Genomic DNA, 26,442 nt, shown 5'->3' with positions numbered 1-26,442 from the left:
CGGCTCCCCCTCGTACAGTACGGCGGCCCGATCCCGCACCGTCCGCCTTGCCGGTCTGCCCGACACTCCACGGCGGGGCCGACGGAGCCGGTCCACCTGGTACCGACGGGAGGCATGAGTGAGGGGCGTATCCGAACCACCTGCCGGATACGCCCCTCAGTGCTATGTCACGAGTCAGCCGCTACGCGCCGCGCAGCACCGCGCCCGTGCGTGCGGCGGCGAGTGCGACGGCGGCGTCGCGGGCCGCCGTGGCCTCCTCGACGGTCAGCGTGCGGTCGGGCGCCCGGAAGCGCAGCGCGTACGCGAGCGACTTGTGGCCCGCGCCGAGCTGCTCACCGGTGAACACGTCGAACAACCGCAGCGATTCGAGGAGTTCCCCGGCGCCTTCGCGCAGCGCCGCCTCGACGTCCACCGACGGAACATCGGCGGCAACGACGAGTGCGACGTCCTGGGTCGCCACCGGGAAGGTGGAGATCCGCGGGGCCCGCAGGGCTCCGGCACCGGCCCGCTCCAGGCGGTCCAGGTCCAGCTCCATCGCGCTGGTACGCGCCGGCAGGTTCAACGCCTTGACGACGCGCGGGTGCAGCTCGCCTGCGAAGCCGATGAGCTGCGGCTCCCCGTCGATCACGACGCTCAGTTCGGCGCAGCGGCCAGGGTGCCACGGTCCGTACTGGCCCTGCCGGACGATCAGTTCGGCCCCCGCCTCGCGGGCGAGCGTACGGGCTGCCTCGACGGCGTCCGCCCAGTCGGCCGGACGTGCTTTGCCCCACCAGCCGGCCTGCTCGCGCGCACCCGCCAGGACGACCGCGGCATGCCGCGGCTGCGCCGGCAGCCCGGCGCCGAGCGTGGCGATCTCCTCGACAGTGGGACGGCGGTCGACCGGGAGCCGCACCGCGACACCGGTCTCCTCGCCCGCCCGGAAGACCAGGCCGGTCTCGAAGAGCGCGAGGTCGTGGCTGCCCCGGCTGTCGTTGCGGTGCAGTGCGCCAAGGAGACCCGGCAGCAGCGCGGTGCGCAGTGCGGGCTCCTCCTGGGACAGCGGGTTGACCAGCTTGACCACGCTGCGGCAGGTGTCGTCCGCCGGAATGTTCAGCTGGTCGAGGACCTGCTCCGAGATGAAGGGGTAGTTCAGCGCCTCGACGTACCCGGCGCCAGCCAGCGCACGACCGACGCGGCGGTGCAGGCGCTGGCGGTCGGTGAGCCCGCGGCCCGACGGCGGCGTGGGCAGGGTGGAGGGCAGGTTCTCGTACCCCTCCAGCCGGATGACCTCTTCGGCCAGGTCGTTCGGGAAGGACAGGTCGGGGCGCCAGGACGGCACGGTCACGACCAGTTCGTCCTGCCCGTACACGTCGCAGCCGACCTGCTGGAGGCGGCGTACGACGGTCTCCCGGCCGTAGTCGACACCCGCGACGCGGTCGGGGTGGTCGGCCGGCATGGTGATCGTCCGGGGCGCGGTGGGCGCGATGGCTTCGGTGACCCCGCCCTCGGCTGAGCCGCCGGCGAGCAGCACCAGCAGGTCGACGGTCCGCTGGGCGGCCGCGGCGGTGGTCTGCGGGTCGGTGCCGCGTTCGAAGCGCTTGGACGCCTCGGAGGCGAGCTTGTGACGGCGCGCGGTGCGTGCGATGGAGAGCGCGTCGAAGTGCGCGGCCTCGATGACGATCTCCGTGGTGCCGGTGACCTCACCGGTCGCGGGGTCGGTCACGGAGTCGGCGATCTCGGTGTTGGCGCCGCCCATCACACCCGCGAGCCCGATCGGACCTCGGTTGTCGGTGATCACCAGGTCCTCGGCGTCGAGGACGCGCTTGGCACCGTCGAGCGTGGTGAGTTTCTCGCCCGGCTCGGCGCGGCGCACCCCGATCGGCCCGTCGATGCGGGACCGGTCGTAGGCGTGCAGGGGCTGTCCGAGCTCCAGCATCACGTAGTTGGTGACGTCGACCGCGAGCGAGATGGGGCGCATCCCGGCCTTCTGCAGACGGCGCCGCAGCCAGATCGGGGAGCGTGCCTCGGGCTGCAGGCCGATGACGGTACGCGCGGTGAAGCGGTCGCAGCCCTGCGGGTCGGCGACCCGCACGGGGTAGCCGTGCGGGTTGGGGGCCGGCACGTCGAGCAGCGCCGGGTCGCGCAGCGCCAGCCCGTACGCGGTGGCCAGCTCACGGGCGACGCCGCGCATCGACAGGCAGTAGCCCCGGTCGGGCGTGACGGCGATGTCGAGGACCTCGTCGACGAGTTCGAGCAGCTCGATGGCGTCGGTGCCCACCTCGTGCTCGGGCGGCAGCACGATGATGCCGCCGCTGCCGTCGTCGCCCATCCCCAGCTCGTCGCCGGAGCAGATCATGCCGTGCGAGGTCTTGCCGTACGTCTTGCGCGCGGCGATGGCGAAGTCGCCGGGCAGGACGGCGCCGGGCAGCACCACGACGACCTTGTCGCCGACGGCGAAGTTACGGGCGCCGCAGACGATCTCCTGCGGGTCGCCGGTGCCGTTGGCGGCGCCGACGTCGACGGTGCAGAAGCGGATGGGCTTCTTGAACTCCGTCAGCTCCTCGATGGTGAGGACCTTGCCGACGACCAGGGGGCCCTTGAGGCCGGCGCCGAGCTGCTCGACCGTCTCGACCTCCAGGCCGGCGGGCACTAGCTTGGCCTGTACGTCACGGCCGGTCTCGGTGGCGGGGAGATCGACGTACTCCCGCAGCCAGGAAAGCGGGACCCGCATCAGATCTCCATCCCGAAGGGCCGAGTGAACCGGACGTCACCCTCGACCATGTCTCGCATGTCTTCTACGTTGTGGCGGAACATGAGCATCCGCTCGATGCCGAAGCCGAACGCGAACCCGCTGTACTTCGCGGGGTCGACGCCGCAGGCCGTGAGCACCTTCGGGTTGACCATGCCGCAGCCGCCCAGCTCGATCCAGCCCTCGCTGCCGCAGGTGCGGCAGGGACGGTCCGGGTTGCCGACGGACGCGCCGCGGCAGACGTAGCAGACCATGTCCATCTCGGCGGACGGCTCGGTGAACGGGAAGTAGTTGGGGCGCAGCCGGGTCTTCATCCCCTCGCCGAAGAGCGCCTGGACCATGTGGTCGAGGGTCCCCTTGAGGTCGGCCATGGTCAGGCCCTCGTCGACGGCGAGGAGCTCGATCTGGTGGAAGACCGGAGTGTGCGTGGCGTCGAGCTCGTCGGTGCGGTAGACACGGCCGGGACACACGACGTACACCGGCGGCTCGCGGTCGAGCAGCGCGCGGGCCTGGACCGGCGAGGTGTGGGTGCGCAGGACGACCCCGGACTCGTCGTTCTTCGCCCCGTCGGACGCCTGCACGAAGAAGGTGTCCTGCATCTGGCGCGCGGGGTGGTCGGGCACGAAGTTCAGGGCGTCGAAGTTGAACCACTCCGCCTCGACCTCGGGGCCCTCGGCGACCTCGTAGCCCATGGCGACGAAGACGTCGGAGACCCGCTCCATGAACGTGGTCAGCGGGTGCCTGGCGCCGGCCGGGGTGCGGTCGTGGGGCAGCGTGACATCGACGGCCTCCTCGACCAGCACCCGCTCGTCGCGCTCGGTCTCCAGTACGGCGAGGCGGGCGCCGAGGGCCTTGTTCACGGCGCCGCGCGCCATGCCGACGCGCTTGCCCGCCTCTGCCTTGGCGGCCGGCGGCAGGGCGCCGATCTCGCGGTTGGCGAGGGAGAGCGGCGAGCTGGGGCCGGTGTGCGCGGTCTTCGCGTGGGTGAGCGCGTCGAGGTCGGTTGCGGCGGCGAAGGCGGCGAGCGCCTCGTCCCGCATGCGCTCGATCTCTTCCGGTTTCAGCGCCTCGACCTCAACAGGGTCGTACGACTTATTGGGTGCGGACATCTCTTCCCGTACTTCCGGTTGGCTGGTACTTCCCTTGCCGGGGGACACCCCCGGACCCCCGAGGCCCCCGCTCGACGACTGAGGACGCAAAGGTGCCAAAGGCCGATTCTAATGCCCCTCCCGGCAAGCTTTTCCCCGTCGCGCCGCCCAGCACGCACGCTCGCCGCGTTGGCCAAAAGCCCTGGTAGCTCCTTCCCCAAGCTCTCAACTTCGTTCGAGCAGGGGAGACCCCATCCAAGGACTTCCGGCCGCCTTGCGATCGCACGCACCGGACGATGCTCCTCACTGGGCAAACATTGCCGGTCGCGGCACTAGAGGCCGCAGGGGGTGCGCGAGCCCGTGGGCTGCTCAGCGCCTCCCGTCGCCCGCCGCCGCCCCCTGCCGAATTGCTTCGTAAACCCTCTTATTTCAGATAGGCCGGGGCGCCGACGGGCAGAATAAATCGGAACTCGGCGCCGCCGCCGGGGCCGCGGCCCACCGTGATCGATCCGCCGTGCGCCTCGACGATGCCCTTGACGATATAGAGACCGAGACCGGTCCCACCGCGCTTGCTGCCCCGCCAGAACCGCGTGAAGACGCGGCCCATCGACTCCTCGGGAATGCCGGCGCCTTCGTCGCTCACGGTGACGGCTGTTCCCTTCTCGTCGTTCTTCGCCAGAGCTGCTGCCACCTCGATGGTGACCGTTCCTTCTCCGTGGCGCACCGCATTTTCCAGCAGGTTGCCGAGCACTTGGTCGATCTTGTCCGGGTCTGCCCACAGATCGGGCAGCGGCTGCTGCGCGCGAACCAGGAAGCGGTACGGGGACTGGCCGTTCGAGATGTGCGCCTGTACGTGCCGTCCGACGGCCGTCGGTATGTCCACGGGCTGCCTGCGCAGTTCGAGCCGCCCTGAGTCGATCCGGGAGATGTCGAGCAGCTCGGCGATGAGCCGCGTGACGCGGTCCGCGTCGGCGTCGACGGTCTCCAGCATGAGTTTCTTCTGCTCGTCGGTGAACCGCGTCCACTTGGCGAGCAGGGTGGCCGTGAACCCCTTGACGGAGGTCAGCGGGGAGCGCAGTTCGTGTGCGACGGTGGCGATCAGTTCGGCGTGCGAGCGCTCGGTGCGGCGCCTGGCCTCGGTGCCGCGGATCGACACCACGACCCGGCGGACGGGGCCGGTGGGCTCGTGGCGTACGTAGCGGGCCGAAACCAGGACCTCGCGGCCGCCGGGCAGCAGCAGGTTGCGTTCGGGCTGTCCTGCCCTAATGGCGAGTCCGCCGTACGGATCGGTGAGGGGCCACCAGCGGCGGCCCTTGAGGTCTTCGAGGGGCAGCGCGCTCTCCAGCGGCCTGCCGAGCGCGGCGTCCTTGGCGATGGCGGTGATCCGCGCGGCGGCCGCGTTGAAGCAGATGACGCGACCGCTCTCGTCCGCGACGGCAAGTCCGTCGGGGAGGTCGTCCGGGTCGATTCCGCCGTCCCCGGCCCACGCGGACGTACCCAGCAGGGAACCGCTCAGCTGTGACGGGCCGCTCGCGGCAACTGCCATCCCCGTTCCCCACCTCTTTCGCATAGCGGTGGGGGTACCTCCCTGCTCGAGCGAAGCCGAGAGCTTGGGGGAGGGCCCCCGAGTCCGTCAGCCTACTAGCTGGAGGTGACGCTGCGGCACCCTCCGGAAGCACGCTGCGCACGGGCGGAGGCGTAGAGGCACACGGCGGCCGCCGTGGCGAGGTTGAGGCTCTCCGCCTTGCCGTGGATCGGCACGCGTACGACGGCGTCCGCGAGCGCACGGGTCTCCTCGGGCAGGCCCCAGGCCTCGTTTCCGAAGACCCAGGCGGAGGGCCCGCCCATGGTGCCCGCGTCGAGTTCGCCGTCGAGGTCGGCCTCGCCCGCGCCGTCGGCGGCCAGGATGCGCAGCCCCGCGTCCTGGAGTCCGCTGACGGCCTGCTCGACGGGGACACCGACGGCGACCGGCAGGTGGAAGAGCGAACCGACCGAGGCGCGGACGGACTTGGGGTTGTAGAGGTCCACGGAGGCGTCGGTGAGCACGACCGCGTCGGCGCCGGCGGCGTCCGCGCAGCGCAGCACCGTACCGGCGTTCCCGGGGTCGCGGACGTGCGCCAGTACGGCGACGAGGCGGGGCCCGGCCGCCAGGATCTCCTCGAAGGGCGAGTCGACGAAGTGGCACACACCGACGATGCCCTGGGGGGTGACGGTCTGCGACACCTCGGCGAGCACCTCGTCCGGGGCGAGGAGGACGCGGGAGCCGATCGCGCGGGCGGCGTCGACGATGTCGGCGTACCGCTCGGCGGCCTCGACGGTGGCGAACAGCTCGATCAGGGTCGCTTCCCCCTCCCCCTCGGCGCTGTGCAGCGCCGCCTCGCGCACGGCCTGCGGACCCTCGGCGATGAACCGGCGCTCCTTGCCGCGGAAGCTGCGCCTGGCCAGCCGCTTGGCGGCGGCGACGCGCGGGGATCGCGGGGAGATCAGCTCGGGGGTGCCCATGGTCGGCGGCTCACTTCTGTGCGTACGAAAAGGGTGGTGCGGGGCGACAACGCATCGGACCCGCAGGCGCGTGGCCTGCGGGTCCGGTGGGCGAAAGCTGCTGCCTGGAGATCGGTGCAGATCAGGCGGCGGTCTTCGGGGCGTTGACGTCGCTCGGGAGCGCCTTCTGGGCGACCTCGACGAGCGCGGCGAACGCGTTGCTGTCGTTGACCGCGAGCTCGGCCAGGATCTTGCGGTCCACCTCGATGTTGGCGGCCTTCAGACCCTGGATGAGGCGGTTGTACGTCATGCCGTTCTCGCGGGCAGCGGCGTTGATGCGCTGGATCCACAGCTGACGGAAGTCGCCCTTGCGCTTCTTGCGGTCGTTGTAGTTGTAGACCAGGGAGTGGGTGACCTGCTCCTTGGCCTTGCGGTACAGGCGCGAACGCTGACCGCGGTAGCCCTTGGCTGCCTCGAGAATTGCCCGGCGCTTCTTGTGGGCGTTGACTGCCCGCTTGACGCGTGCCACTTGTTAACTCCTTGTAGCGGGGCCGTGGTGGTCCTCACACGGCCCGAAAACGAATTGGTCCCGGTCCCGGCGTCGCGCTCCGGTCGCCCGAAGCGGCGGCGTCACTTGCCGAGAAGCTTCTTGATCTTCGGGGCGTCCGCCGGGGACACCACGACAGCGCCGGTCAGCGAGCGGGTCTTCTTGGAGGACTTGTGCTCCAGGAGGTGGCGCTTGCCGGCCTTCTCGCGCATGACCTTGCCGGAGCCGGTGACCTTGAAGCGCTTGCTGGCACCGCTGTGCGTCTTGTTCTTCGGCATAGCGCCGTTCTCTCCTCGTCAGTGGCGCTCCCCCGATGTGTCTACCGGACTGCGGGAACGTCAGAAGTTGGGGTGGGTTTCCGGGCGAAGCCCGGGGCCGCCTGGATGGCAGCCCCGCGAATCACGCTTCGGAAGGGGTCTCGGTCTGGCCCTCGGCCGGAGCCTCGGTGACCTCGTCCGCCGATTCGGCCGGGGCGGCCTCGTCGGTGGTGGTGCCCTGGCGCTCGGCCTTGCGGGCCGCCTGGGCCTCGCGCGCCTCGGCCATGGCCTCGGTCTTCTTCTTGTGCGGGCCCAGAACCATGATCATGTTCCGGCCGTCCTGCTTCGGGTTCGACTCGATGAAGCCAAGGTCCTCGACGTCCGACGCCAGACGCTGGAGCAGTCGGAAGCCGAGCTCGGGGCGGGACTGTTCACGACCACGGAACATAATCGTGATCTTGACCTTGTCGCCCTGCTTGAGGAACCGGACGACGTGACCCTTCTTGGTGTCATAGTCGTGCGGGTCGATCTTCGGCCGGAGCTTCATTTCCTTGATGACCGTGTGCGCCTGGTTCTTGCGCGCCTCACGGGCCTTCATGGCCGACTCGTACTTGAACTTCCCGTAGTCCATGAGCTTGCACACGGGCGGACGGGCTGTCGCCGCGACCTCGACCAGGTCGAGGTCGTACTCCTGCGCAAGCTCCAGGGCCTTCGCAAGCGGCACAATGCCGACCTGCTCGCCGCTGGGTCCGACAAGTCGCACCTCGGGAACGCGAATCCGGTCGTTGATGCGGGGCTCGGCGCTGATGGATCCTCCTCAGTAGCACCACACGACTGTCTGGCAGACAGCCGCGTAACGTCTGTTTCGTGAGACCAACCTCGGGGAGCCATGAAAAATAGCCCCGGACGGGAACACAGGCGGGGCTCCTGGAAATACCGGAGCACCACCGTGCATCTACCGTCACGGGGCGCGTCGAGCGGTTCCATCGTCCGTACGGAACGATGGTGACCGCCTGACCGGTGACCCGCCGTCCGCGAGGACAGTCAGGTGGGAGATCGGAGCCTCCACTTGTGGGCCGGGCACATAGGTGTCCGGCCGGTCGTTACACAAGGTTAGCAGCTCCGCCCGGGAGGAGCGAACCGAGGCGGGCGAACCGAGGCGGGCGAACCGAGGCGGAGGAGCGAAACCATTGGGAAGAACGCCCGGCGGCCCAGCCCCGCGGGCCTGGGCATATCGTGGGCCCCATGAGTGACGCGACCTCCCCCCACGCATCCCCCGACGGTTCCTCCGAAGGCGAAGGAGGTTCCCCCGACTTCGACGCCATGACGCGCGACATCGCCGAAGTCCCCGCTGTCGAGGTGATCGTGACGGTCGCGGTCAACCTGATGAGCGCCGCCGCCGTGAAGCTCGGTCTCACCGAGGACGGCGACGCGCACAAGGATCTCGACGAGGCCCGCAAGCTGGTGCACGCGCTGGCCGGGCTGCTGGACGCGAGCGCGACCGAGATCAGTTCCTTCCACGCGGCGCCGCTGCGGGACGGCCTGAAGTCCCTCCAGCTCGCCTTCCGCGAGGCGTCCGTCGTGCCGGACGAGGTCGGTCACGGCCCCGGCGAGAAGTACACCGGGCCCGTCTACGGCTGATCTTTCCGCTCGCGTACGAACAGGGGCCCGCCCGGCGGCGTCGCCTCGGCCGGCAGCAGTGCCAGGTCGAGGCCGCGTGCCAGGCGGGCCCTCAGCGTCGCGTCGGCGGCGAGCGCGCCGGCGACGCGACGGGCCGCTGCCGCCGGTTCGGCGGTGCCGGGGGCGAGGACCAGCGCGAGAGTGCCGTCGGCGGTGCCCGGGCCGAGGTGGGCGCGCAGCACCGCGGGCTCTGCGGCGACGGCCGCCCGTACGGCCTCCACGACCGCCGGGTCGTCCAGCGGCTCCGCGCTGGTGCGGCCCTCGGCGGCGGCGAGCAGCGCGGAACCGGTCAGCTGATACGGGACAGGGCCGGCCAGGTCGAGGACGAGGGTGTCGGCCCGCTCGTGGGCGAGCGCCTGGAGCGCCTGGTGCAGGGGAACGGCGACGGGGCGCGCCTCGGGGTTCCAGCGGGTCAGGGCCTCGGTGGAGGTGAAGGCGGGCAGGGCCCGGCGCTCACCCGCCTGGAGGGTCGGCACGGCCATGTCACTGGTCTTCTCGCGCCGCAGACCGTTCTCGTCGGTCTCGACTTCACCGAGTACGGCGACGACGGGGACCAGCAGCCGGGCGCCGGCCAGCGCTTCGAGCACGGCGGGTTCCTCGGCCCGGTCCTCGGCCCAGGCGGCGAGCGCCGCGGTCAGCCGGGGGTCGGCGGTGCCGTCGTCTTCGGAGAAACCGGGGTCCGGGATGTTCTTGAGCGCCACGGGGCGAGCTTAGTGCCCCTCCCGGCAAGCTTCGCCCCGTCGCGCCGCCAGGCGAAGCGCGCCCGCTCACCGGCCGCTCGCTCCCCCGTCACCTGTGCCGGGTGCGCCACAGGGCGACGGCCCCGGCCAGCAGCAGCGAACCGACGCCGCCGGCGAGCGGGGCGAGCCAGCCGGCCGGCTCCCCGTCCTCGGGCTCGGGGGCGGGCCCGGAGCCGAAGTACTTCTTGCCGTACGTCGCCGGGCTGGGCCGCAGGTCGGCCGGGCGGAGCTCGCGGCCGGCCTCGATCGCGGCGGCCGGGTCGACGAAGCCGTAGCCGCGGGAGTCGTCGCGGCCGCCCTCGGGGGCGTTGCGGGCGGTGTCCGCGAGGAGCTTCTTGACCTGCGCCGGGGTCAGGTCCGGGTGCGCCGAGCGGACCAGGGCCGCGGCGCCCGAGACGAAGGCGGACGCGGCGCTGGTGCCCCAGCCGTTGTAGTAGCGGCGGTCCGGGTAGGTCATGATCACGTCGACGCCGGGGGCGCTGACGGTCGCGTACCAGCGGCGGGTGGAGAAGGAGGCGTGCGTACCGGCGCTGTCGACGGCGGCGACCGCGATCACGCCGGGGTACGCGGCGGGGTAGGAGATGTGGTCGCCCTCCTCGCCGCTGTTGCCGGCCGAGGCGACCACGACGGCGCCCTTGGCGATGGCGTACTGGACGGCGGCGTCCTCGGCGGACTCGGGGTGCGCCGACTTGCTGTCGTCGCCGAGCGAGAGGTTGATGACGTCGGCGCCGTGGTCGGCGGCCCAGCGGATGCCCTCGGCGAGTGCGCCGCCTTTGGAGCTGCGGGCCTTCTTACGGGCCGGGTCGCCGCCTTCGAGGATGACGCGGACCGGGAGGATCTTCGCCTCGGGTGCGATGCCGAGTACGCCGTCGGTGCGGCCGGGGCCGTGCCCGCGACCCGCGATGATCCCGGCCATGGCGGTGCCGTGCTGGGCCCAGGCGCGCTCACCCCGTCCGGCGCCGAAGCCGATGAGGTCCTTGCCCGGCAGGACCCGGCCTTCGAGGTCGGGGTGCCTGGCGTCCACGCCGGTGTCCAGTACGGCGACGGTGATGCCTTCGCCCTTCGTCGTACGCCAGGCCTCTTCGGTGTGCATCGCGTCGAGCGCCCACTGCTGGGCCTGGATGCCGTCGGAGTGGGCGGGGGTCGCCGGGAGGAGGGCGACCGCGGTGGCGGCGAGGGCGCCGGCCACGCCGCGGCGGGCGGCGCGGCGGGCGGCGCGGCGGGGCAGTCGGGTCATCGGGGGCTCTCCGTGGCCGGGCTGACGGCTCTGCGCAGGCCACGCTCGACGCGGTCGGCGATGCCCTTCGCGTCGTGGCCGAGCCCCGCCTGGGCGGGGGCGTTGGTCGCGCCGGCGGTGCTGGCGCGGTCGGCGGGCTGCGGGTCGGGCACGGTGCGGCCGTCGGCGAAGCCGGCCACGGCGTACACGATCGCGGGGGCGTCGGTCAGGACCCTGACGGTCCAGCTCGCACGCTGCTGGTCGCTGAAGGCTGCGGCGGCGGTGCCCTCGGCGGGGTAGGCGCGGGGCATCAGGTCGGTGCGGTCGGCGAGGCCCTCGTTGGTGAAGCGTGAGCGCAGGGCCCGCATGGCCGGGGCGTCGGCCTCGGTGAAGACCATGCCGACCGTGGTGACGGTGCTGGTGGTGGCGTCGGTGTAGGTGGCGCGCAGGACCCGCAGGCACCCGGCCGGCTCGACGGCCTTGCGCAGCAGCGGGTCGAGAGCCTTCGCGCAGCCGCTGTCGGGGGCGATGGCGATACGCGTCCAGACGCGGTCGGCGCCGCCGGGCCCGGCGCCGTCGCCCTTGATCGTCGGCGGGAGGAGCGTGTCGACGGGGGCGCTGTGCCACAGGGCGCGGGCCTTGGCGTAGCCGGTGGGGTCGGCGCTCGTGGCATCGGCGCCACCCGTGAGCCACCGCCCGGTGACGGCACCGCCGATCAGCCCGGTCCCGAGTACGAGGCAGAGCGCTGCGGCCACCAGGCGGCCGGGGCGCCGGGCAGGGACGGGGCGCAGCCGGGTGGTGGTCTCGGCGGGCATCGGGGCGACGCCCCAGTGCGGCGGCTGCGCGGCGAACGGGACCGCGGACGGCAGGGGCGCACCCGGTCGCGGCGCCCTGCCGGTGACACCGGCGGTTCGGCCCGGCCCAGCGGCGGGCACGGGCCGAAGCCGCGCGGTGGTCTCCACGACCCGCTCCCCGCTGCGGCCCGGGGCGCCCCGGGGAACCTCGGGCGGCAAGGGCGCGCGGACACCGCGCGGGGCGCCGGGCGCGTCGCCGCGCGGGGAAGTCGGCGGCTGCGGAGCCACCCCGGAGCCGGGCGCCGTGGGCACGCCGGCCCCGGAACCGTGCGGCGTGGGCCCCGGTGGGCCCGGGTGTACGGCGTTGCGCGGGCCGCCGTACGGGTGCGAAGAGGCCCCGCCCACGCCGCCACCGGCGGCCGGCCCCGCACCGGGCGGACACGGTGCCGGCGCGGGGACCGCGGTGCGCGGGGGCGCGGGGGTGCTGAGGGGACGCGGGGGGCGGGTGCTCGCGGCGGGGGGTGGCGGGACGCCCGGTTCGGGGGGCCGGGTGGTGGGGAGCGGGGGTGCCGTGGGGCGGGGTGGGAGTGGGGCACGGTGTGCCTCGGTGCTCATCCGCCCCCCTGTCGTGTCCCGCCCGGCCGGTGTCCCGGCGATGCCCGATCGCCGTTCGAGGCAGGTCCGTTCGTACGTCCTCACCGGCTTCGGCGTCACTCTACGGGCTGACATGCCCCGGGCGGGAACCGGTCAGCAGGCTCGTGGGGATCTGACCGGATGATCCCCCTACCCAGCGGTAATCCACTCTGGCAAGCTCTGGTCATGACACCGCGCGCTGCCGACCGGGCCAGGTACGACCGGGCCACCGCCCACCTCGACGCCCCGGTCGCCGTCGTCGATCTGGAGGCCTTCGACGAGAACGCGGCGGACCTGGTCCGCAGGGCCGCCGGCAAGCCGGTCCGGGTGGCCAGCAAGTCCGTACGCTGCCGGGCGCTGCTGGAGCGGGTGCTGGCGCGCGAGGGGTTCGCCGGAGTCATGTCGTTCACGCTGACGGAGTCGCTGTGGCTGGCGCGGTCGGGGTTCGAGGATGTGCTGCTGGCGTATCCGTCGGCCAACCGGGCGGGCTTCGCCGAGCTCGCCGCGGACCCCAAGCTCGCCGCCGCGGTGACGGTGACGGTCGACGACCCGGCGCAGCTGGAGCTGATCGACGGTGCCAGGGACGGCGGACGGGAGGAGATCCGGGTCTGCCTGGAGCTGGACACCTCGATGCGGCTGCTCGGCGGCCGGGTCCGGATCGGCGCGCTCCGCTCGCCGCTGCGCGAGCCCGCCCAGCTGGCCGAACTGGCCCGCTCGGTGGCCCGCAGGCCGGGCTTTCGGCTGGTCGGGATCATGGCGTACGAGGGCCATGTCGCCGGGGTCGGCGACGCGCTGGCGGGGCGTCCGGTGCGGTCCCGGGCGATCCGGCTGATGCAGGGTGCGGCCCGAAAGGAGCTGGCGGCGCGGCGCGCGGAGGCCGTACGGGCGGTCCGGGCCGTCGCCCCGGACCTGGAGTTCGTCAACGGCGGCGGCACCGGCAGCGTCCAGCACACCGCCGCTGAGGCGGCGGTGACCGAGATCGCGGCGGGCTCCGGGCTGTTCGTGCCCCGCCTCTTCGACAACTACTCGTCGTTCACCGGCCGCCCTGCGGCCCTCTTCGCGCAGCCAGTGGTGCGCAGGCCGGGCGTGGGTGTGGTGACGGTGCTCGGCGGCGGCTATCCGGCCTCTGGGGTCGCTGCCCCGGACCGGGCGCCTGTCCCGTACCTCCCGGAAGGGCTGCGGTACGACGCCCGGGAGGGGGCCGGTGAGGTGCAGACACCGCTGCTCGGCTCCCCCGCCGACGATCTGCTGATCGGCGACAAGGTGTGGTTCCGGCACGCGAAGGCGGGCGAACTGTGCGAGCGGTTCGACGAACTGCAGCTGATCGAGGGCGACGTGGTGACGGGTGCGGCGCCGACGTACCGGGGCGAGGGACGCACGTTCTTGTAGGGCCATCCGTGCGTGCCGCCGCCCCTGGCAAGGCGGCGGCACGCACTCAGGCGTAGCCCGTCAGTGGCCGGCGGCGAGCGGCGTGACGTACGCCCCCGCGATGCCTCCGTCGACCAGGAAGTCGGTGGCGTTGACGAACGACGCGTCGTCGCTCGCCAGGAACGCCACCGCCGCCGCGATCTCGTCGGCCTCCGCGAACCGGCCCACCGGGATGTGCACGAGCCGGCGCGCGGCCCGCTCCGGGTCGCTGGCGAACAGCTCCTGGAGCAGCGGGGTGTTGACCGGCCCCGGGCAGAGCGCGTTCACGCGGATTCCCTCGCGAGCGAACTGCACGCCCAGCTCACGGGACATGGCCAGGACACCGCCCTTGGACGCCGTGTACGAGATCTGCGAGGTCGCCGCGCCCATGATCGCGACGAAGGACGCGGTGTTGATGATGGAGCCGCGCCCCTGGCGCCGCATGTAGGGGATGGCGGCCTTGCAGCACAGGTAGACGGAGGTGAGGTTGACGTCCTGGACGCGCTTCCACGCCTCCAGTCCTGTGGTGAGGATCGAGTCGTCCTCGGGCGGCGAGATCCCGGCGTTGTTGAAGGCGATGTCGACCGAGCCATAGGTGTCGTACGCCGTTTCGAAGAGCGCTTCGACCTGTTCGCCGTCGGTGACGTCGACCGGTACGAAAATGCCGCCGACCTTGTCGGCCGCCGCCTTGCCCGCGTTCGCGTCGATGTCGCCGCAGACGACGTGCGCTCCCTCGGAGGCCAGGCGGCGGGCGGCGGCGAGGCCGATGCCGCTGCCCGCGCCAGTGATCACGGCGGTACGTCCGACCAGGCGGCGGCAGACGATGGAGTCGGTCCGGGTCATGTTCAGGCCTCCGTGCTGATGAAGATGTTCTTGGTTTCGGTGAAGGCGACGAGTGCGTCCGGGCCCAGTTCGCGGCCGAGCCCCGACTGCTTGTAGCCGCCGAACGGGGTCGAGTGGCGGACGCTGCTGTGGGAGTTGACGGACAGGTTGCCCGCCCGTACCCCCTGCGAGACGCGCAGGGCGCGGCCGACATCGCGGGTCCAGATGGAACCGGAGAGGCCGTAGTCGGTGGCGTTGGCGAGGCGGATCGCGTCTGCCTCGTCGTCAAAGGGCAGGACGACGGCGACGGGACCGAAGACCTCCTGCGTGGCGACGGCCGCGTCGGGGTCCGCGCCGGTGAGGACGGTCGGGGCGAACCAGAAGCCGGGGCCCTCGGGCGCGCTGCCGCGGATGACGTCGGCGCCCTGGGCGGCCTCGGGGACGTACGCCCGTACCCGCTCCAGCTGGGCCCGCGAGATCAGCGGTCCCATCTGGGTCTTGTCGTCCGACGGGTCGCCGACCACCACGGACTCGATCGCGGGGGCGAGCAGCTCCAGGAAGCGTTCGTACGCCGTGCGCTGGACGAGGATCCGGGTGCGGGCACAGCAGTCCTGGCCGGCGTTGTCGAGGAAGGACATGGGGGTGGCGGCGGCCGCGGCCTCGATGTCGGCGTCGGCGAAGACGATGTTGGGGCTCTTGCCGCCGAGTTCCAGGGTCACGCGCTTCACATGGCCGGCGCACTTGGCCATGATCTGCTTGCCGACGCGGGTGGAGCCGGTGAAGACGATTTTCGCCACGCCGGGATGCTCGACCAGCGCGTTGCCCGCCACGTCGCCCGCGCCCGGCAGAACCTGGAAGAGGCCCTCGGGAAGCCCCGCGTCGAGGGCGAGTCGGGCCAGGCGCAGGGCGGTCAGCGGGGTGGTCTCGGCCGGTTTGAGTACGACGGCGTTGCCGGCGGCCAGTGCGGGCGCCGTCCCCCAGGCGGCGATCGGCATGGGGAAGTTCCAGGGTGCGATCACCCCGACGACGCCGAGCGGTTCGAGGAGGGTGATGTCGAGGCCGCCCGCGACGGGGATCTGCCGGCCGCACAGCCGCTCCACTCCCCCGGCGGCGAAGTCGAGCAGGTCGCGTACGTTGCCCGCTTCCCAGCGGGCGTTGCCGAGCGTGTGGCCGGCCTCGCGGACCTCCAGTTGGGCCAGTTCCTCGATGTGCTCGTCGACGGTGGCGGCGAAGCGGCGCAGCAGCCGGGCGCGGTCGGCGGGGGCGGCGGCGGCCCAGGCGCGTTGGGCCCCGGTGGCCCGTACGACGGCCGCGTCCACGTCTGCGGCGGTCGAGGCCGCGACGGTGGCGACTACCTCTTCGGTGGCGGGGTTGAGAATGTGGTGCTCGAAGGGCACGGCGGGCCTCACAGGCGTTCGAAGGAGCGGCGGAGCTCCCAGTCGGTCACCGCGGAGTCGAACGCTTCGAGTTCGACCCGCGCCATGTTGCGGTAGTGCGCGACGACTTCGTCGCCGAAGGCGGCCTTGGTCACGAGGCTGTTCTCCCAGAGGTCGGCGGCCTCGCGGAGGGTGGTGGGGACGTGCTCGTAGTCGCCGGTGTAGGCGTTGCCCGTGCAGGCCTCGGGGAGTTCGAGCTGCTGCTCTATGCCGTGCAGCCCGGCGGCGACCAGAGCGGCCACGGCGAGGTAGGGGTTGACGTCGCCGCCGGGCAGCCGGTGCTCGAAGCGCATGGAGCGGCCGTGGCCGACGACACGCAGGGAGCAGGTGCGGTTGTCGTGGCCCCAGGCGACGGCTGTGGGGGCGAAGGAACCGGGCTGGAAGCGCTTGTAGGAGTTGATGTTGGGCGCGTAGAGCAGCGTGAAGTCCCGCAGCGCGGCCAGCTGTCCGGCGAGGAAGTGCCGCATGATGTCGGACATGCCGTCGGGGGCGTCGCCCGCCATGACGTTGTCCCCGCCGGCGTCCTGGAGCGAGAGGTGGATGTGGCAGGAGTTGCCCTCGCGCTCGTTGTACTTCGCCATGAAGGTGAGCGAGACGCCTTCCTGGGCGGCGATCTCCTTGGCGCCGGTCTTGTAGATGGCGTGCTGGTCGCAGGTGACGAGCGCTTCGTCGTACTTGAAGACGATCTCGTGCTGGCCGGGGTTGCACTCGCCCTTGGCCGACTCGACGGTCAGTCCCGCCGCGGTCATGTCGTTGCGGATACGGCGCAACAGGGGCTCGATGCGGCCCGTCCCGAGAATCGAGTAGTCGATGTTGTACTGGTTCGCGGGTACGAGGTCCTTGTAGTCGCGGTCCCAGGCCTGCTCGTAGCTGTCCTTGAAGACGATGAACTCGAGCTCGGTGCCGACATGGGCGCTGTAGCCGAGCTCGGCCAGGCGCTCCAGCTGGCGACGCAGGATCTGGCGCGGCGCGGCCACGACCGGGGAGCCGTCGTTCCAGGCCAGGTCGGCCATGAGCAGCGCGGTGCCCTCGTTCCAGGGGACGCGGCGCAGGGTGGAGAGGTCGGCGTGCATGGCGAAATCGCCGTAGCCGTGGTCCCAGGAGGACATGGCGTAGCCGTCGACGGTGTTCATCTCAGTGTCGACGGCCAGCAGGTAGTTGCATCCTTCGGTGCCGTGGGCCAGGACGTCTTCGAGGAAGAACGGGGCGGCGAACCGCTTGCCCTGGAGGCGCCCCTGCATGTCGGGGAAGGCCAGGACTACGGTGTCGATCTCGCCGCTCGCCACCAGGGAGCGGAGCTCCTGGAGAGCGAGCGGTGGTGTGCGGTCTGCCACGGAAATTTCCTCCTTCGGTCAGCCGGTCGGTCTAAGGTATTGCTGAAGACCATTGCTTGGGAAGGGGAAACCGCGACGTGGCGAGTGAAATCGGCTCGGTGGACCGTCTGACCCCCGTCCTGCGGCCCGTGCGGGCGGGGAACGGCTTCGAGGAGGCCCTGGAGCAGATCCTTCAGGTTCTGCGGCTCGGACTGGTGCCGGTCGGTGAGCGGCTGCCCGCGGAGCGGGAGCTGGCCGACCGGCTGCGCATCAGCCGGGTCACACTGCGCGAGGTCCTCAAGGTCCTCCAGGACCAGGGCCTGGTCGAGAGCCGGCGGGGCAGGTACGGCGGTACGTTCGTGCTGCCGCACCCCGACGCGTCCGGCGAGGGCGAGCTGCGCCGGCGGGTGGCGTCCGTCGACGTGGAGGACGCCCTGCGGTTCCGCGAAGTGCTGGAGGTCGGCGCGGCCGGGCTGTGCGCCGCCCACGGGCTGGACCGGGCGGGCGAACAGCACCTGCGGGAGGCACTCGCAGCGACACACGACGCACCACTGGGGGACTACCGCAGGCGGGACACCCTGCTGCACCTCACGCTTGCCGAACTGTCCGGGTCGCCGACGCTGATCGCGCAGTACGCCGCGGTGCGCGCGACCGTCAACGGACTCCTCGACTGCATCCCGCTGCTCGTACGCAACCTGGAGCATTCGCAGGCGCAGCACACCGCCGTGGTCGAGGCGGTGCTGGACGGCGACGCGGACGGCGCGCGGGAGGTGATGCGCGAGCACTGCTCGGGTACGGCCGCGCTGCTGCGGGGCTTCCTCATGTGAGCCGGGATGAGGTGATCCGTAACAACGGCTTTACGCAGAGGCCTTGCGCTCGGACCGGCAGGACCACAAAGGTATGGCCATAAAGGTATGGCCACCAACCATTGCCCCGAGGCAGGAGCGGCTCATGGCCGACAGCACCGACTCGCGCACCCCACCCCCAACCCCAGCACCGACCACCGACGCCGCCGGCACCCCCCACGCCGACTATCTGCAGCGCCGCACGCTGCGCCGCGGCAGCGCCGGCTGGCTGCTGCTCACCGGACTCGGCGTCGCGTACGTCGTCTCCGGGGACTTCTCCGGCTGGAACATCGGCCTGGCCGAAGGCGGCTTCGGCGGCCTCGCGATCGCCATGCTGCTCATGGGCGTCATGTACGCCTGCCTGGTCTTCGCACTCGCCGAGCTGTCCGCCATCCTGCCGACCGCGGGGGGCGGCTACGGCTTCGCCCGCCGGGCGCTCGGCACCTGGGGCGGCTTTCTGACCGGCACAGCCATCCTCATCGAGTACATCCTGGCGCCGGCCGCCATCGCCATCTTCATCGGCGACTACGTCGAATCGCTCGGTCTCTTCGGGCTCACCGCGGGCTGGCCGGTCTACCTGGCCTGCTTCGCGGTCTTCATCGGCATCCACCTGTGGGGAGTCGGCGAGGCGTTGCGCTTCAGCCTCGTGGTGACCGCCATCGCCGTGGCCGCGCTGCTGATCTTCGCGGTCGGCGCGTTCACGGAGTTCGACGCAGGCGGCCTCAACGACATCCCCGTCGACCCGGACGCCTTCGGCGCGGGCTCGTGGCTGCCGTTCGGGCTGCTGGGCATCTGGGCCGCGTTCCCCTTCGGGATGTGGTTCTTCCTCGGCGTCGAGGGGGTGCCGCTGGCGGCGGAGGAGGCCAAGGACCCGGTGCGCTCCATGCCGCGCGCCCTGTCGATCTCCATGGCGGTGCTCGCGCTCCTTGCCCTGATCACGTTCTTCGCCGCGACCGGCGCGCGCGGCTCGGCCGCCGTCCAGGACGCAGGCAACCCGCTGGTGGTGGCGCTGCAGGGCGACGGCGACCCGACGGCGCTCAGCAGGTTCGTGAACTACGCGGGGCTGGCCGGTCTCGTCGCGTCGTTCTTCTCCCTCATCTACGCGGGCTCCCGGCAGCTGTTCGCGCTCTCCCGGGCCGGCTATCTGCCGCGCTTTCTGTCGCTGACCAGCCGCCGCAAGGCGCCCTATCTGGGGCTGCTGATCCCCGGTGCGATCGGCTTCGCGCTGGCGGCGTGGACGCAGGACGGGGCCCGGATGCTGAACATCGCGGTCTTCGGCGCCACCATTTCGTACGCTTTGATGGCGCTCTCGCACATCGTGCTGCGCCGACGCGAGCCCGGACTGCCCCGCCCGTACCGCACGCCGGGCGGGATCGTCACCTCGTCGGTGGCGTTCGGGCTGGCGCTGGCGGCGCTCGTGGCGACGTTCCTGGTGGACAGGGACGCGGCGTTCATCGCGCTCGTGGTGTACGCCGTGGCCCTCGCCTACTTCGCGCTCTACAGCCGCCACCGGCTCGTCGCCACCGCCCCCGAGGAGGAGTTCGCGGCGCTGGCCGAGGCGGAGGCCGAACTCGACCGCGGCTGAAAAATGCCGCACCGGACGCACAACGAACCGGACACCCGACGACCGGAGGACCCGTGCCCAAGCCTCTCATCGGCATCAGTACCTACCTGGAGCCCGCCCGGTGGGGTGTGTGGGACCTGCCCGCCGCCCTGCTCCCGGCGGCGTATCCACGCCTGGTGCAGGCCGCGGGCGGCCTGGCGGCGATGCTCCCGCCGGACTCGGCCTCGTACGCCGCCGAAGTGGTAGGCCGCCTCGACGCTCTGGTCGTCGCGGGCGGCGCCGATGTGGAGCCGCTGCGGTACGGCGCCGAGCCGCACCCGCGCACGGGGCCACCGGCCCGGGAGCGGGACACCTGGGAACTCGCCCTGATCGACGCGGCGTTGGCCACCGGTACGCCGCTGCTCGGGATCTGCCGAGGCATGCAGCTGCTGAACGTCGCACGCGGCGGCACCCTCGTCCAGCACCTCGACGGCCACACCGGAGGCCCCGGAATCCTGACCGAGCACACGGTCACTCCGGTTCCCGGCACGCTCTGCGCCTCGGTTGTGCCCCAGGAGACGGGCGTGCCGACGTACCACCACCAGGCGGTCGGCCGGCTCGGCGAGGGGCTGGTGGTGTCGGCATACGCCGCCGACGGGACGCCCGAGGCGCTCGAACTGCCGGGTGCGGCCTGGGTACTGGGTGTGCAGTGGCACCCGGAGATGGGCCAGGACCCGCGGGTGATGGCCGCACTGGTGGCCGCGGCCGCGGCCCGCGCGGGGCGGCGGCGCGAACCGCAGCCGCTGCCCGGATGACAGCCCGAAGCCCTCGGCCGTCGGACCGGCCTGACGTCAGGCGGGTCCGGCGACCGAGAGCTTCGGGAGGGGCTCACACCGGCACTGAGCGCCCGACATCCCTCAGATCCGGCCGGACAGCAGCCGGGTGATGGGACCGTGGCTGCGCTGCTCGGCCTTGCGGCCCGCGACGAACGAAGCGGCGCCGATCGCGATCACGCCGGCGCCCGCGCCCGCGACGACGGCCTTGCGCGCCTTCAGCAGCACCCAGGCGGCAGTCGCCGTCGACGCGACCTTGGCGGGCACGGCCCCCAGGGCCTGCCGGCCTGCCTCGACACCCTTGACTCCGGCGCCCTTGGCCGAGTCGGCCGCCGCCTTCGCGGAAGTGGCCGCCGTCCTCATGGAGCCGGCCGCCGCGCTCTTGGCGGAGGTGGCCGCGCTCTTCGCGCTGCCCGCGGCGCTCTTCGCGGAGCCGGCCGCCTCGGTGACCTTTCCTGCGGCGCCGTCCGCGGCGGTGCGCGCTGCGGTGGTCTTGGTCTTCGTGCTGGCGTTCTCGTCCTGTTCAGTCATAGCCTTCGGGTATCCGCTCAGGGCGGTCACAAACAGGCCGCACCCTGCTGACTGCCCGTCAGCCGCGCTCGGTGGCCGGACGGGTCAGCGACAGCAGGTCGCGGGCGGGACCCGTCGGCCTGGGGCCGGTCGGCCAGACGGCACGCAGGTCCCGCCGCAACGGCACTCCCTCGACCGGGATTTCCACCAGACGGCGGGACGCCAGTTCCTCACCCACCGCCAGTTCGCTGAGCACACTGGGTCCCGCGCCGCTGACAGCCGCCGCCTTCACCGCCGTTGTGGAGGCGAGTTCGAGCAGTGGGGCGGCGAGGCCGCCGTACCCGGCGAGCGCCGCGTCCAGGACCTGCCGGGTACCGGACCCCTGCTCGCGCAGGATCAGCGGCGCCTGCGACAGTTCGCGCGCGCCGACCGGCCGGCGCCTGCGCGCCCAGGGGTGGGCCGGGGCGGCGACCACGACGAGCCGGTCGTGGCCGATGACGACACCGTCGAGTCCGTCGGGCACCGCCAGGCCCTCCACGAAGCCCAGGTCCGCCTCGCCGGCGAGCAGCCGCTCGGCCACGACGGCGGAGTTGCCCGCGAGCAGCGAGACCGCGGTGCCGGGCCGCTGGCCGCGCAGGGCGATCAGCCAGCCGGGCAGCAGGTATTCGGCGATCGTCATGCTGGCCGCGACGCGCAGCCGCGAGTCCCGCCGTCCCCGCAGCGCCTGCGCCCCCGCGTCGAACGCCTCGGCCGCCTCCACCACCCGGCGCGCCCAGTCGGTGACGAGCGCGCCCGCTTCGGTGAGGCGCGAGCCGGCCGGTGAGCGGTCGACGAGGGCGACCCCGAGCTGCCGTTCCATGGTGCGGATCCGGCTGCTGGCGGCCGGCTGGCTGATCCCCAGCTCCCGTGCGGCCCGCCCCAGGCTGCCGAGCCGGGCGACGGCGAGCAACAGCTCCATGGCGCCGAGGTCGGGCACCCGGTGCGCGAGCGGCTGCCGGTCGCCGGCTGCGGCGTCCCGCGCGGTCATGCGGCATCCTGACACGTCATAAGGTCAGTTTATGACCTCATAGACCCGTCGTCCCTGGTGGGGGCCGGTCCACCCGGACACAGTGGGCGCATGGCCCTCTGCGCGCAGCCTCGTCCCGTTCTCGCCGCCCCGCGCCTGCCCGCGCTGCGCCATCTCGGCCCGAACTGGTACGCGGCGGTCATGGGCACCGCCATCGTCGCCAACGCCGGCGCCGCCCTCTCCCCCTCCGTTCCCGGCCTGCGCGCCCTGTGCACGGTTGTCTGGGCGCTGTCCGCGGCGCTGCTCGGCGCGCTGCTCGTGGCCCGGGCCGGCCACTGGGCGTACCACCGCGACCAGGCCAGAAACCACCTGCTCGACCCCGCCGTCGCCCCCTTCTACGGCTGTCCGGCCATGGCGCTGCTCGCGGTCGGCGGCGGCACGCAGGCGCTCGGCGGCGACGTGATCGGCCCCGGTGCGGCGCTGGCCGTCGGGGCGGGGCTGTGGGGGGTGGGGACGCTCGCCGGTTTGGGGGCCGCCGTCGTGATCCCGTATCTGATGGTCGTACGCCACCGGGTCGAGCCCGGCAGCGCCTCTCCCGTCTGGCTGCTGCCGGTGGTGGCGCCGATGGTCTCGGCGGCGCTCGGCCCGCAGCTGATCCCGGAACTGCCCGAGGGGCAGTGGCGTGCGGGGATGCTGATGGCCTGCTACGCGATGTTCGGGCTCAGTTTCCTGGCCACCCTGCTGATACTGCCGCTGATCTTCGCCCGCCTGGTCCACCACGGCCCGCTCCCGCTCGCGCTGACGCCGGCGCTCTTCCTGGTCCTGGGGCCGCTCGGCCAGTCCACGACGGCCGTCAACGCCCTCGCGGACGTGGCGCCGGGCGCGGTAGGGGCGACGTACGCCCAGGCCCTCGGCTCGTTCGCCGTCCTCTACGGGGTGCCCGTCCTGGGGTTCGCGCTGCTGTGGCTGGCGCTGGCCACCGCCATGGTGGTGCGGGCCGCGCGCGCGGGGATGCCGTTCGCGATGACCTGGTGGGCCTTCACCTTCCCCGTCGGTACGTGCGTCACGGGCGCCGCCGGACTGGCCCGCCACACCGGGCTCGACGCCTTCGGCGTGCTGGCGGGCGTGCTGTACGCCGCGCTGGTCACCGCCTGGGCCGTCGCCGGGCTGCGTACGCTGCGGGGCCTGCTCAGCGGAGCGCTGCTCGCAGCACCCGGGGTGCTTCGGCCAGTGACGGCCCGTACCAGGTGAGGTGACGGCCGCTGACGAGCGCGGCGGGCAGCCCGGGAAACGCCTCGGGGCCGTCGTCGGCGGTGAACCGGTACGGCTCGTCGGGCAGTACGACGAGGTCGGCCCCGGCGGCGCGCAGCGCGTCGAGCGGGATGCGCGGATACCGCTCGGGGTGCCCGGCGTAGAGGTGGTCGACGCCGAGCCTGGCGAGCAGGTCCCCGGCGAAGGTGTCGCGGCCGAGCACCATCCAGGGCCTGCGCCAGATGGGTACGACCGCCGTCCGGCGCGGGCCCCGCGAGGCCGTGTCCCACGCCCGCTCGGCCTCGTCGAGCCAGGCCGGGCGGGAGCGCAGGCCGCACCCGTCGACCAGGACCCGCTCCAGTTCGGCGAGGGCCTCGGGGAGGTCGCGGATCACCGTGAGGAGGACCGGGAGACCTGCCTGACGCAGGGCGGCGAGGTCGGGCTCGCGGTTCTCCTCCTCATTCGCGATCACGAGGTCGGGGCTCAGCCGCACCACGGCCTCGACGTCCGGGTTCTTGGTCCCGCCGACCCTTACGACGCTGAGATCCGCCGGGTGGCTGCACCAGTCGGTCGCCCCGACCAGCAGCCCCGGTGCGCTGACGGCCACGGCCTCGGTCAGGGACGGCACGAGCGAGACGACACGCATGACTGCCGGGCCTCTTAGCGGTCGCCGTGGGCGTCGGAGCCGTCCTGGCCGACGGTGCCGGCTGCCGCGACGACCAGGATGCGGGTGCCGGGCTCGGTCGTCCGCCACCGGTGGCGGACGCCGCCGGACAGGAACAGCGTGTCACCGCGCTCCAGCCGATACGCCCGCCCTTCGGCCTCCACCTCGACGGCGCCGTCCGCGACGTAGATCAGTTCGTCGCCGTGGTGCTGGAACTCGCGCCCGGTGTCCTGCTCGCCGGTGTACTCGGTGGCGCGCAGCTGGTGCCGGCCGCGCACCACGTACCGCACGCTGCTCGCGGCGTCGTCCTCACCGGCCCGCACGACGTCGACCGTGTGGCCCGAGTCCGCCGCCGCGATCAGCTCCGCCGCCGACATCTCCAGGGCCTCGGCCACCCGCTCCAGCGAGCGCGGGCTCGGTCGGGCGCGTTCGTTCTCGATCTGGCTGAGGAACGGCACCGACAGGCCGCTGCGGGCCGCGACCGCGGCCAGGGTCAGGGCCAGGGCTTTGCGACGCCTCCGGACGGCCGTACCGACCCGAAGAGTTTCCTTGTCGTCCATCGCTCCGGCTCCCTCCCTGTCTCCTGGTCGTCAGCGTCTCGTGGTCGTCAGCTCAGTGCAGCCTACGCAGCTTCGCTCGCCACGTGCGTGCTTACGCCGACGGAAGGTGCTCATCCCCGGACGCCAGCAGCCGGGATTCGCCCACTTCCCCGCACCGGGCACCTCCCGGCCGACCGCACGGGGTACGGCATCATCGGGGTGTGACGCGACGCCTGATGCTCCTCGACACCGCTTCCCTCTACTTCCGCGCGTACTTCGGGGTCCCGGACTCCGTGCGCGCGCCGGACGGCACGCCCGTCAACGCCGTGCGCGGCCTGCTCGACTTCATCACCCGGCTCGTCCAGGACCACCACCCCGACGACCTGGTGGCCTGCATGGACGCCGACTGGCGCCCGCACTGGCGGGTGGAGCTGATCCCCTCCTACAAGGCGCACCGCGTCGCCAGCGAGGCCGTGGCGGGGCCCGACGAGGAGGAGATCCCGGACACGCTCTCCCCGCAGGTTCCGATCATCGAGGACGTACTCGACGCGCTCGGCATCGCCCGCGTCGGCGTCGAGCCGTACGAGGCGGACGACGTGATCGGCACCCTCGCGGGCCTCGCCGGCGGCCCCGTCGACATCGTCACCGGGGACCGCGACCTCTACCAGCTGGTCGACGACGCCCGCGGGGTGCGCGTGCTGTACCCGCTCAAGGGCGTCGGCTCGCTCCAGATCACCGACGAGGCGTGGCTGCGCGAGAAGTACGCGGTGAACGGGCCCGGCTACGTCGATCTGGCGCTGTTGCGCGGCGACCCGAGCGACGGGCTGCCCGGCGTACCCGGGATCGGCGAGAAGACCGCCGCGAAACTGCTCGACGCGTACGGCGACCTGGCCGGGATCATGGCCGCCGTGGGCGACCCGGCGTCGAAGCTGACCCCGTCGCAGCGCAAGCGGCTGGACGAGGCGCGGGACTACGTCGCACTCGCCCCGAAAGTGGTGCGCGTCGCCGCCGACGTACCGCTGCCGGAGTTCGACCCCGCGGTGCCCACCGCCCCACGCGATCCGGCGGCGCTCGACGAGCTGGCCGCCCGGTGGGGACTGGGCGGCGCCCTGCAGCGGCTGCTCACCACCCTGCACGGCCAGGGGGACGGTCGGATGCTAACTTAGGTAAACCTAAGCACCGGTAACCTAAGCACCGCACCGAGTACCGCTTGCTGCCGTCCCCCACACCCGACGGCAGACCCGTCCGTCTGGGGAGAGTTCCGTGGCAGAACGACCGGCCCGAAAGACACCGCAGGCCCGTGAGGCACGGGTGGTGCGTACCGAGCGGATCACTCCGCACATGGTGCGCGTCGTCCTGGGCGGAGCGGGGCTGGCGGGCTTCGCCGCCGACGAGTTCACCGACCACTACGTCAAACTCCTCTTCCCGCCCGCCGGGGTGACCTACCCCGAGCCGTTCGACATGGCCCGCATCCGCGAGGAGTTCCCGGCCGGGCAGTGGCCGGTCACCCGCACGTACACGGTGCGCGCCTGGGACGCCGTACACGGGGAACTGACCATCGACTTCGTGGTGCACGGCGACGAGGGGCTGGCCGGCCCGTGGGCGGCGTCCGTGCGGCCCGGCGAGACGGTGCGCTTCCAGGGCCCCGGCGGTGGCTACGTGCCGGACCCCGCCGCCGACTGGCATCTGCTGGTGGGCGACGAGAGCGCCCTGCCCGCCATCGCCGCTTCGCTCGAAGGCATGCCCTCGGGAGCGGTCGTGCGTGCCTTCCTGGAGGTGAGCGGCCTGGAGGAGGAGCAGAAGATCGCCGCGCCCCACGGGGTGGAGGTCACCTGGCTGCACCGCGGCAGCGCCCCGGTGGGCGAGAAGCTGATCGCCGCGGTGCGTGGCCTGGACTTCCCCGCGGGCGATGTCCACGCCTTCGTGCACGGCGAGGCGGGCTTCGTGAAGGATCTGCGTCGCCATCTGCGTATGGACCGGGAGGTCGCGCGCGAGCGGCTGTCCATTTCGGGGTACTGGCGGCTCGGGCAGGACGACGACGCGTGGCGCGCGGTCAAGCGCGAGTGGAACGAGCAGGTCGAGCGCGAGCAGGAGTCCGCCGCCTGACCC

Annotated in this window: 25 protein-coding genes; 8 read left to right on the top strand and 17 right to left on the bottom strand. The window is 72.5% G+C overall.

Going from position 1 to position 26,442, the window contains the following annotated elements; genetic code table 11:
• Positions 1-181 precede the first annotated feature (181 nt).
• From pheT to infC, 7 genes are all read right to left on the bottom strand, one after another.
• The gene (gene pheT, locus ACU6WZ_RS24980; protein ID WP_447030447.1) at positions 182-2,710 is read right to left on the bottom strand and encodes a phenylalanine--tRNA ligase subunit beta; all 2,529 of its coding nucleotides are present in this window, start codon (positions 2,708-2,710) and stop codon (positions 182-184) included.
• Positions 2,710-3,837: a phenylalanine--tRNA ligase subunit alpha gene (gene pheS / locus ACU6WZ_RS24975; protein WP_447030446.1), complete on the bottom strand. Its 1,128-nt coding sequence runs from the start codon at positions 3,835-3,837 to the stop codon at positions 2,710-2,712. The genes pheT and pheS overlap by 1 nt, the downstream gene beginning before the upstream one ends.
• Positions 3,838-4,240: 403 nt before the next feature.
• Positions 4,241-5,362 (bottom strand): sensor histidine kinase, encoded by a 1,122-nt coding sequence (locus ACU6WZ_RS24970; protein WP_447030445.1) that lies wholly within the window; start codon positions 5,360-5,362, stop codon positions 4,241-4,243.
• Positions 5,363-5,457: 95 nt separating this feature from the next.
• On the bottom strand, positions 5,458-6,318 hold the full coding sequence (locus ACU6WZ_RS24965; RefSeq protein WP_447030444.1) for a TrmH family RNA methyltransferase: 861 nt from the start codon (positions 6,316-6,318) through the stop codon (positions 5,458-5,460).
• A 121-nt stretch (positions 6,319-6,439) separates the two neighbouring features.
• Positions 6,440-6,826 (bottom strand): 50S ribosomal protein L20, encoded by a 387-nt coding sequence (gene rplT / locus ACU6WZ_RS24960; protein ID WP_447030443.1) that lies wholly within the window; start codon positions 6,824-6,826, stop codon positions 6,440-6,442.
• Between the two features lie 101 nt (positions 6,827-6,927).
• The gene (rpmI, locus tag ACU6WZ_RS24955) at positions 6,928-7,122 is read right to left on the bottom strand and encodes a 50S ribosomal protein L35 (protein ID WP_028815428.1); all 195 of its coding nucleotides are present in this window, start codon (positions 7,120-7,122) and stop codon (positions 6,928-6,930) included.
• 121 nt (positions 7,123-7,243) lie between these two features.
• A complete protein-coding gene (gene infC, locus ACU6WZ_RS24950) occupies positions 7,244-7,909 on the bottom strand; it encodes a translation initiation factor IF-3 (protein WP_447034233.1) in 666 nt (221 codons plus the stop codon).
• 437 nt (positions 7,910-8,346) lie between these two features.
• Here infC and ACU6WZ_RS24945 point away from each other — a divergent pair, with 437 nt between their 5' ends.
• Complete coding sequence (locus ACU6WZ_RS24945) at positions 8,347-8,742, top strand: DUF1844 domain-containing protein (protein WP_447030442.1); 396 nt, start codon at positions 8,347-8,349, stop codon at positions 8,740-8,742.
• On the opposite strand, the gene ACU6WZ_RS24940 is transcribed toward ACU6WZ_RS24945, so the two are convergent.
• The 3 genes from ACU6WZ_RS24940 to ACU6WZ_RS24930 all read right to left on the bottom strand — a co-directional run bounded on the left by ACU6WZ_RS24940 (position 8,733) and on the right by ACU6WZ_RS24930 (position 11,552).
• Complete coding sequence (locus ACU6WZ_RS24940) at positions 8,733-9,482, bottom strand: SseB family protein (RefSeq protein ID WP_447030441.1); 750 nt, start codon at positions 9,480-9,482, stop codon at positions 8,733-8,735. The genes ACU6WZ_RS24945 and ACU6WZ_RS24940 overlap by 10 nt on opposite strands.
• 88 nt (positions 9,483-9,570) lie before the next feature.
• Positions 9,571-10,758 carry a type VII secretion-associated serine protease mycosin gene (mycP, locus tag ACU6WZ_RS24935; RefSeq protein WP_447030440.1) on the bottom strand — a complete coding sequence of 396 codons (1,188 nt, stop codon included), beginning with the start codon at positions 10,756-10,758 and terminating at the stop codon, positions 9,571-9,573.
• Positions 10,755-11,552, bottom strand: coding sequence for a hypothetical protein (locus tag ACU6WZ_RS24930; RefSeq protein ID WP_447034232.1), 798 nt, complete (start codon positions 11,550-11,552; stop codon positions 10,755-10,757). Before ACU6WZ_RS24930 ends, mycP begins: the two co-directional genes overlap by 4 nt.
• A 798-nt stretch (positions 11,553-12,350) precedes the next feature.
• Here ACU6WZ_RS24930 and ACU6WZ_RS24925 point away from each other — a divergent pair.
• The gene (locus tag ACU6WZ_RS24925) at positions 12,351-13,553 is read left to right on the top strand and encodes an alanine racemase (protein ID WP_447030439.1); all 1,203 of its coding nucleotides are present in this window, start codon (positions 12,351-12,353) and stop codon (positions 13,551-13,553) included.
• A gap of 60 nt (positions 13,554-13,613) precedes the next feature.
• On the opposite strand, the gene ACU6WZ_RS24920 is transcribed toward ACU6WZ_RS24925, so the two are convergent.
• The 3 genes from ACU6WZ_RS24920 to ACU6WZ_RS24910 are packed head-to-tail and all read right to left on the bottom strand — an operon-like array spanning position 13,614 to position 17,163.
• Entirely contained in the window at positions 13,614-14,414 is an 801-nt protein-coding gene (locus tag ACU6WZ_RS24920; RefSeq protein WP_447030438.1) for a 3-oxoacyl-ACP reductase, read from the bottom strand.
• A 2-nt stretch (positions 14,415-14,416) separates the two neighbouring features.
• A complete protein-coding gene (locus ACU6WZ_RS24915; RefSeq protein WP_447030437.1) occupies positions 14,417-15,790 on the bottom strand; it encodes an aldehyde dehydrogenase family protein in 1,374 nt (457 codons plus the stop codon).
• Positions 15,791-15,798: 8 nt separating this feature from the next.
• On the bottom strand, positions 15,799-17,163 hold the full coding sequence (locus ACU6WZ_RS24910; RefSeq protein ID WP_447030436.1) for a glutamine synthetase family protein: 1,365 nt from the start codon (positions 17,161-17,163) through the stop codon (positions 15,799-15,801).
• A gap of 77 nt (positions 17,164-17,240) precedes the next feature.
• Between ACU6WZ_RS24910 and ACU6WZ_RS24905 the strand changes: the two genes are divergently transcribed.
• The 3 genes from ACU6WZ_RS24905 (at position 17,241) to ACU6WZ_RS24895 (ending at position 20,345) form a co-directional block, all read left to right on the top strand.
• The gene (locus ACU6WZ_RS24905; protein WP_447030435.1) at positions 17,241-17,969 is read left to right on the top strand and encodes a FadR/GntR family transcriptional regulator; all 729 of its coding nucleotides are present in this window, start codon (positions 17,241-17,243) and stop codon (positions 17,967-17,969) included.
• A gap of 124 nt (positions 17,970-18,093) precedes the next feature.
• Positions 18,094-19,572, top strand: a complete 1,479-nt coding sequence (gene eat, locus ACU6WZ_RS24900) for an ethanolamine permease (protein ID WP_447030434.1) — start codon at positions 18,094-18,096, stop codon at positions 19,570-19,572.
• Positions 19,573-19,625: 53 nt separating this feature from the next.
• The gene (locus tag ACU6WZ_RS24895; RefSeq protein ID WP_447030433.1) at positions 19,626-20,345 is read left to right on the top strand and encodes a gamma-glutamyl-gamma-aminobutyrate hydrolase family protein; all 720 of its coding nucleotides are present in this window, start codon (positions 19,626-19,628) and stop codon (positions 20,343-20,345) included.
• A gap of 102 nt (positions 20,346-20,447) precedes the next feature.
• On the opposite strand, the gene ACU6WZ_RS24890 is transcribed toward ACU6WZ_RS24895, so the two are convergent.
• The gene (locus tag ACU6WZ_RS24890) at positions 20,448-20,894 is read right to left on the bottom strand and encodes a hypothetical protein (RefSeq protein ID WP_447030432.1); all 447 of its coding nucleotides are present in this window, start codon (positions 20,892-20,894) and stop codon (positions 20,448-20,450) included.
• Positions 20,895-20,952: 58 nt separating this feature from the next.
• Positions 20,953-21,900 (bottom strand): LysR family transcriptional regulator, encoded by a 948-nt coding sequence (locus tag ACU6WZ_RS24885; RefSeq protein ID WP_447030431.1) that lies wholly within the window; start codon positions 21,898-21,900, stop codon positions 20,953-20,955.
• Between the two features lie 90 nt (positions 21,901-21,990).
• Between ACU6WZ_RS24885 and ACU6WZ_RS24880 the strand changes: the two genes are divergently transcribed.
• Positions 21,991-23,130 carry a TDT family transporter gene (locus ACU6WZ_RS24880; protein ID WP_447030430.1) on the top strand — a complete coding sequence of 380 codons (1,140 nt, stop codon included), beginning with the start codon at positions 21,991-21,993 and terminating at the stop codon, positions 23,128-23,130.
• Here the strand turns inward: ACU6WZ_RS24880 and ACU6WZ_RS24875 are convergent.
• Positions 23,069-23,776 (bottom strand): helical backbone metal receptor, encoded by a 708-nt coding sequence (locus ACU6WZ_RS24875; protein ID WP_447030429.1) that lies wholly within the window; start codon positions 23,774-23,776, stop codon positions 23,069-23,071. The genes ACU6WZ_RS24880 and ACU6WZ_RS24875 overlap by 62 nt on opposite strands.
• Positions 23,777-23,790: 14 nt before the next feature.
• Positions 23,791-24,354, bottom strand: a complete 564-nt coding sequence (locus ACU6WZ_RS24870) for a helix-turn-helix domain-containing protein (protein WP_447030428.1) — start codon at positions 24,352-24,354, stop codon at positions 23,791-23,793.
• A gap of 215 nt (positions 24,355-24,569) precedes the next feature.
• Here ACU6WZ_RS24870 and ACU6WZ_RS24865 point away from each other — a divergent pair, with 215 nt between their 5' ends.
• Positions 24,570-25,499 carry a 5'-3' exonuclease gene (locus ACU6WZ_RS24865; protein WP_447034230.1) on the top strand — a complete coding sequence of 310 codons (930 nt, stop codon included), beginning with the start codon at positions 24,570-24,572 and terminating at the stop codon, positions 25,497-25,499.
• A 97-nt stretch (positions 25,500-25,596) separates the two neighbouring features.
• Complete coding sequence (locus ACU6WZ_RS24860; protein ID WP_447030427.1) at positions 25,597-26,439, top strand: siderophore-interacting protein; 843 nt, start codon at positions 25,597-25,599, stop codon at positions 26,437-26,439.
• Positions 26,440-26,442 lie beyond the last annotated feature (3 nt).

Source organism: Streptomyces hypolithicus (assembly GCF_052934925.1).
The sequence above is the reverse complement of the archived record's forward strand: the minus strand, read 5'-3'. Positions and strand labels throughout refer to the sequence as shown.

Coding starts and splice junctions, on each gene's coding strand:
- ACU6WZ_RS24870 (WP_447030428.1), bottom strand. CDS start 24,354: ATGGACGACAAGGAAACTCTTCGGGTCGGTACGGCCGTCCGGAGGCGT.
- ACU6WZ_RS24970 (WP_447030445.1), bottom strand. CDS start 5,362: ATGGCAGTTGCCGCGAGCGGCCCGTCACAGCTGAGCGGTTCCCTGCTG.
- ACU6WZ_RS24875 (WP_447030429.1), bottom strand. CDS start 23,776: ATGCGTGTCGTCTCGCTCGTGCCGTCCCTGACCGAGGCCGTGGCCGTC.
- ACU6WZ_RS24885 (WP_447030431.1), bottom strand. CDS start 21,900: ATGACCGCGCGGGACGCCGCAGCCGGCGACCGGCAGCCGCTCGCGCAC.
- ACU6WZ_RS24865 (WP_447034230.1), top strand. CDS start 24,570: ATGCTCCTCGACACCGCTTCCCTCTACTTCCGCGCGTACTTCGGGGTC.
- rpmI (WP_028815428.1), bottom strand. CDS start 7,122: ATGCCGAAGAACAAGACGCACAGCGGTGCCAGCAAGCGCTTCAAGGTC.
- ACU6WZ_RS24965 (WP_447030444.1), bottom strand. CDS start 6,318: ATGGGCACCCCCGAGCTGATCTCCCCGCGATCCCCGCGCGTCGCCGCC.
- ACU6WZ_RS24925 (WP_447030439.1), top strand. CDS start 12,351: ATGACACCGCGCGCTGCCGACCGGGCCAGGTACGACCGGGCCACCGCC.
- eat (WP_447030434.1), top strand. CDS start 18,094: ATGGCCGACAGCACCGACTCGCGCACCCCACCCCCAACCCCAGCACCG.
- ACU6WZ_RS24945 (WP_447030442.1), top strand. CDS start 8,347: ATGAGTGACGCGACCTCCCCCCACGCATCCCCCGACGGTTCCTCCGAA.
- pheS (WP_447030446.1), bottom strand. CDS start 3,837: ATGTCCGCACCCAATAAGTCGTACGACCCTGTTGAGGTCGAGGCGCTG.
- mycP (WP_447030440.1), bottom strand. CDS start 10,758: ATGACCCGACTGCCCCGCCGCGCCGCCCGCCGCGCCGCCCGCCGCGGC.
- ACU6WZ_RS24880 (WP_447030430.1), top strand. CDS start 21,991: ATGGCCCTCTGCGCGCAGCCTCGTCCCGTTCTCGCCGCCCCGCGCCTG.
- ACU6WZ_RS24920 (WP_447030438.1), bottom strand. CDS start 14,414: ATGACCCGGACCGACTCCATCGTCTGCCGCCGCCTGGTCGGACGTACC.
- ACU6WZ_RS24890 (WP_447030432.1), bottom strand. CDS start 20,894: ATGACTGAACAGGACGAGAACGCCAGCACGAAGACCAAGACCACCGCA.
- pheT (WP_447030447.1), bottom strand. CDS start 2,710: ATGCGGGTCCCGCTTTCCTGGCTGCGGGAGTACGTCGATCTCCCCGCC.
- ACU6WZ_RS24930 (WP_447034232.1), bottom strand. CDS start 11,552: ATGCCCGCCGAGACCACCACCCGGCTGCGCCCCGTCCCTGCCCGGCGC.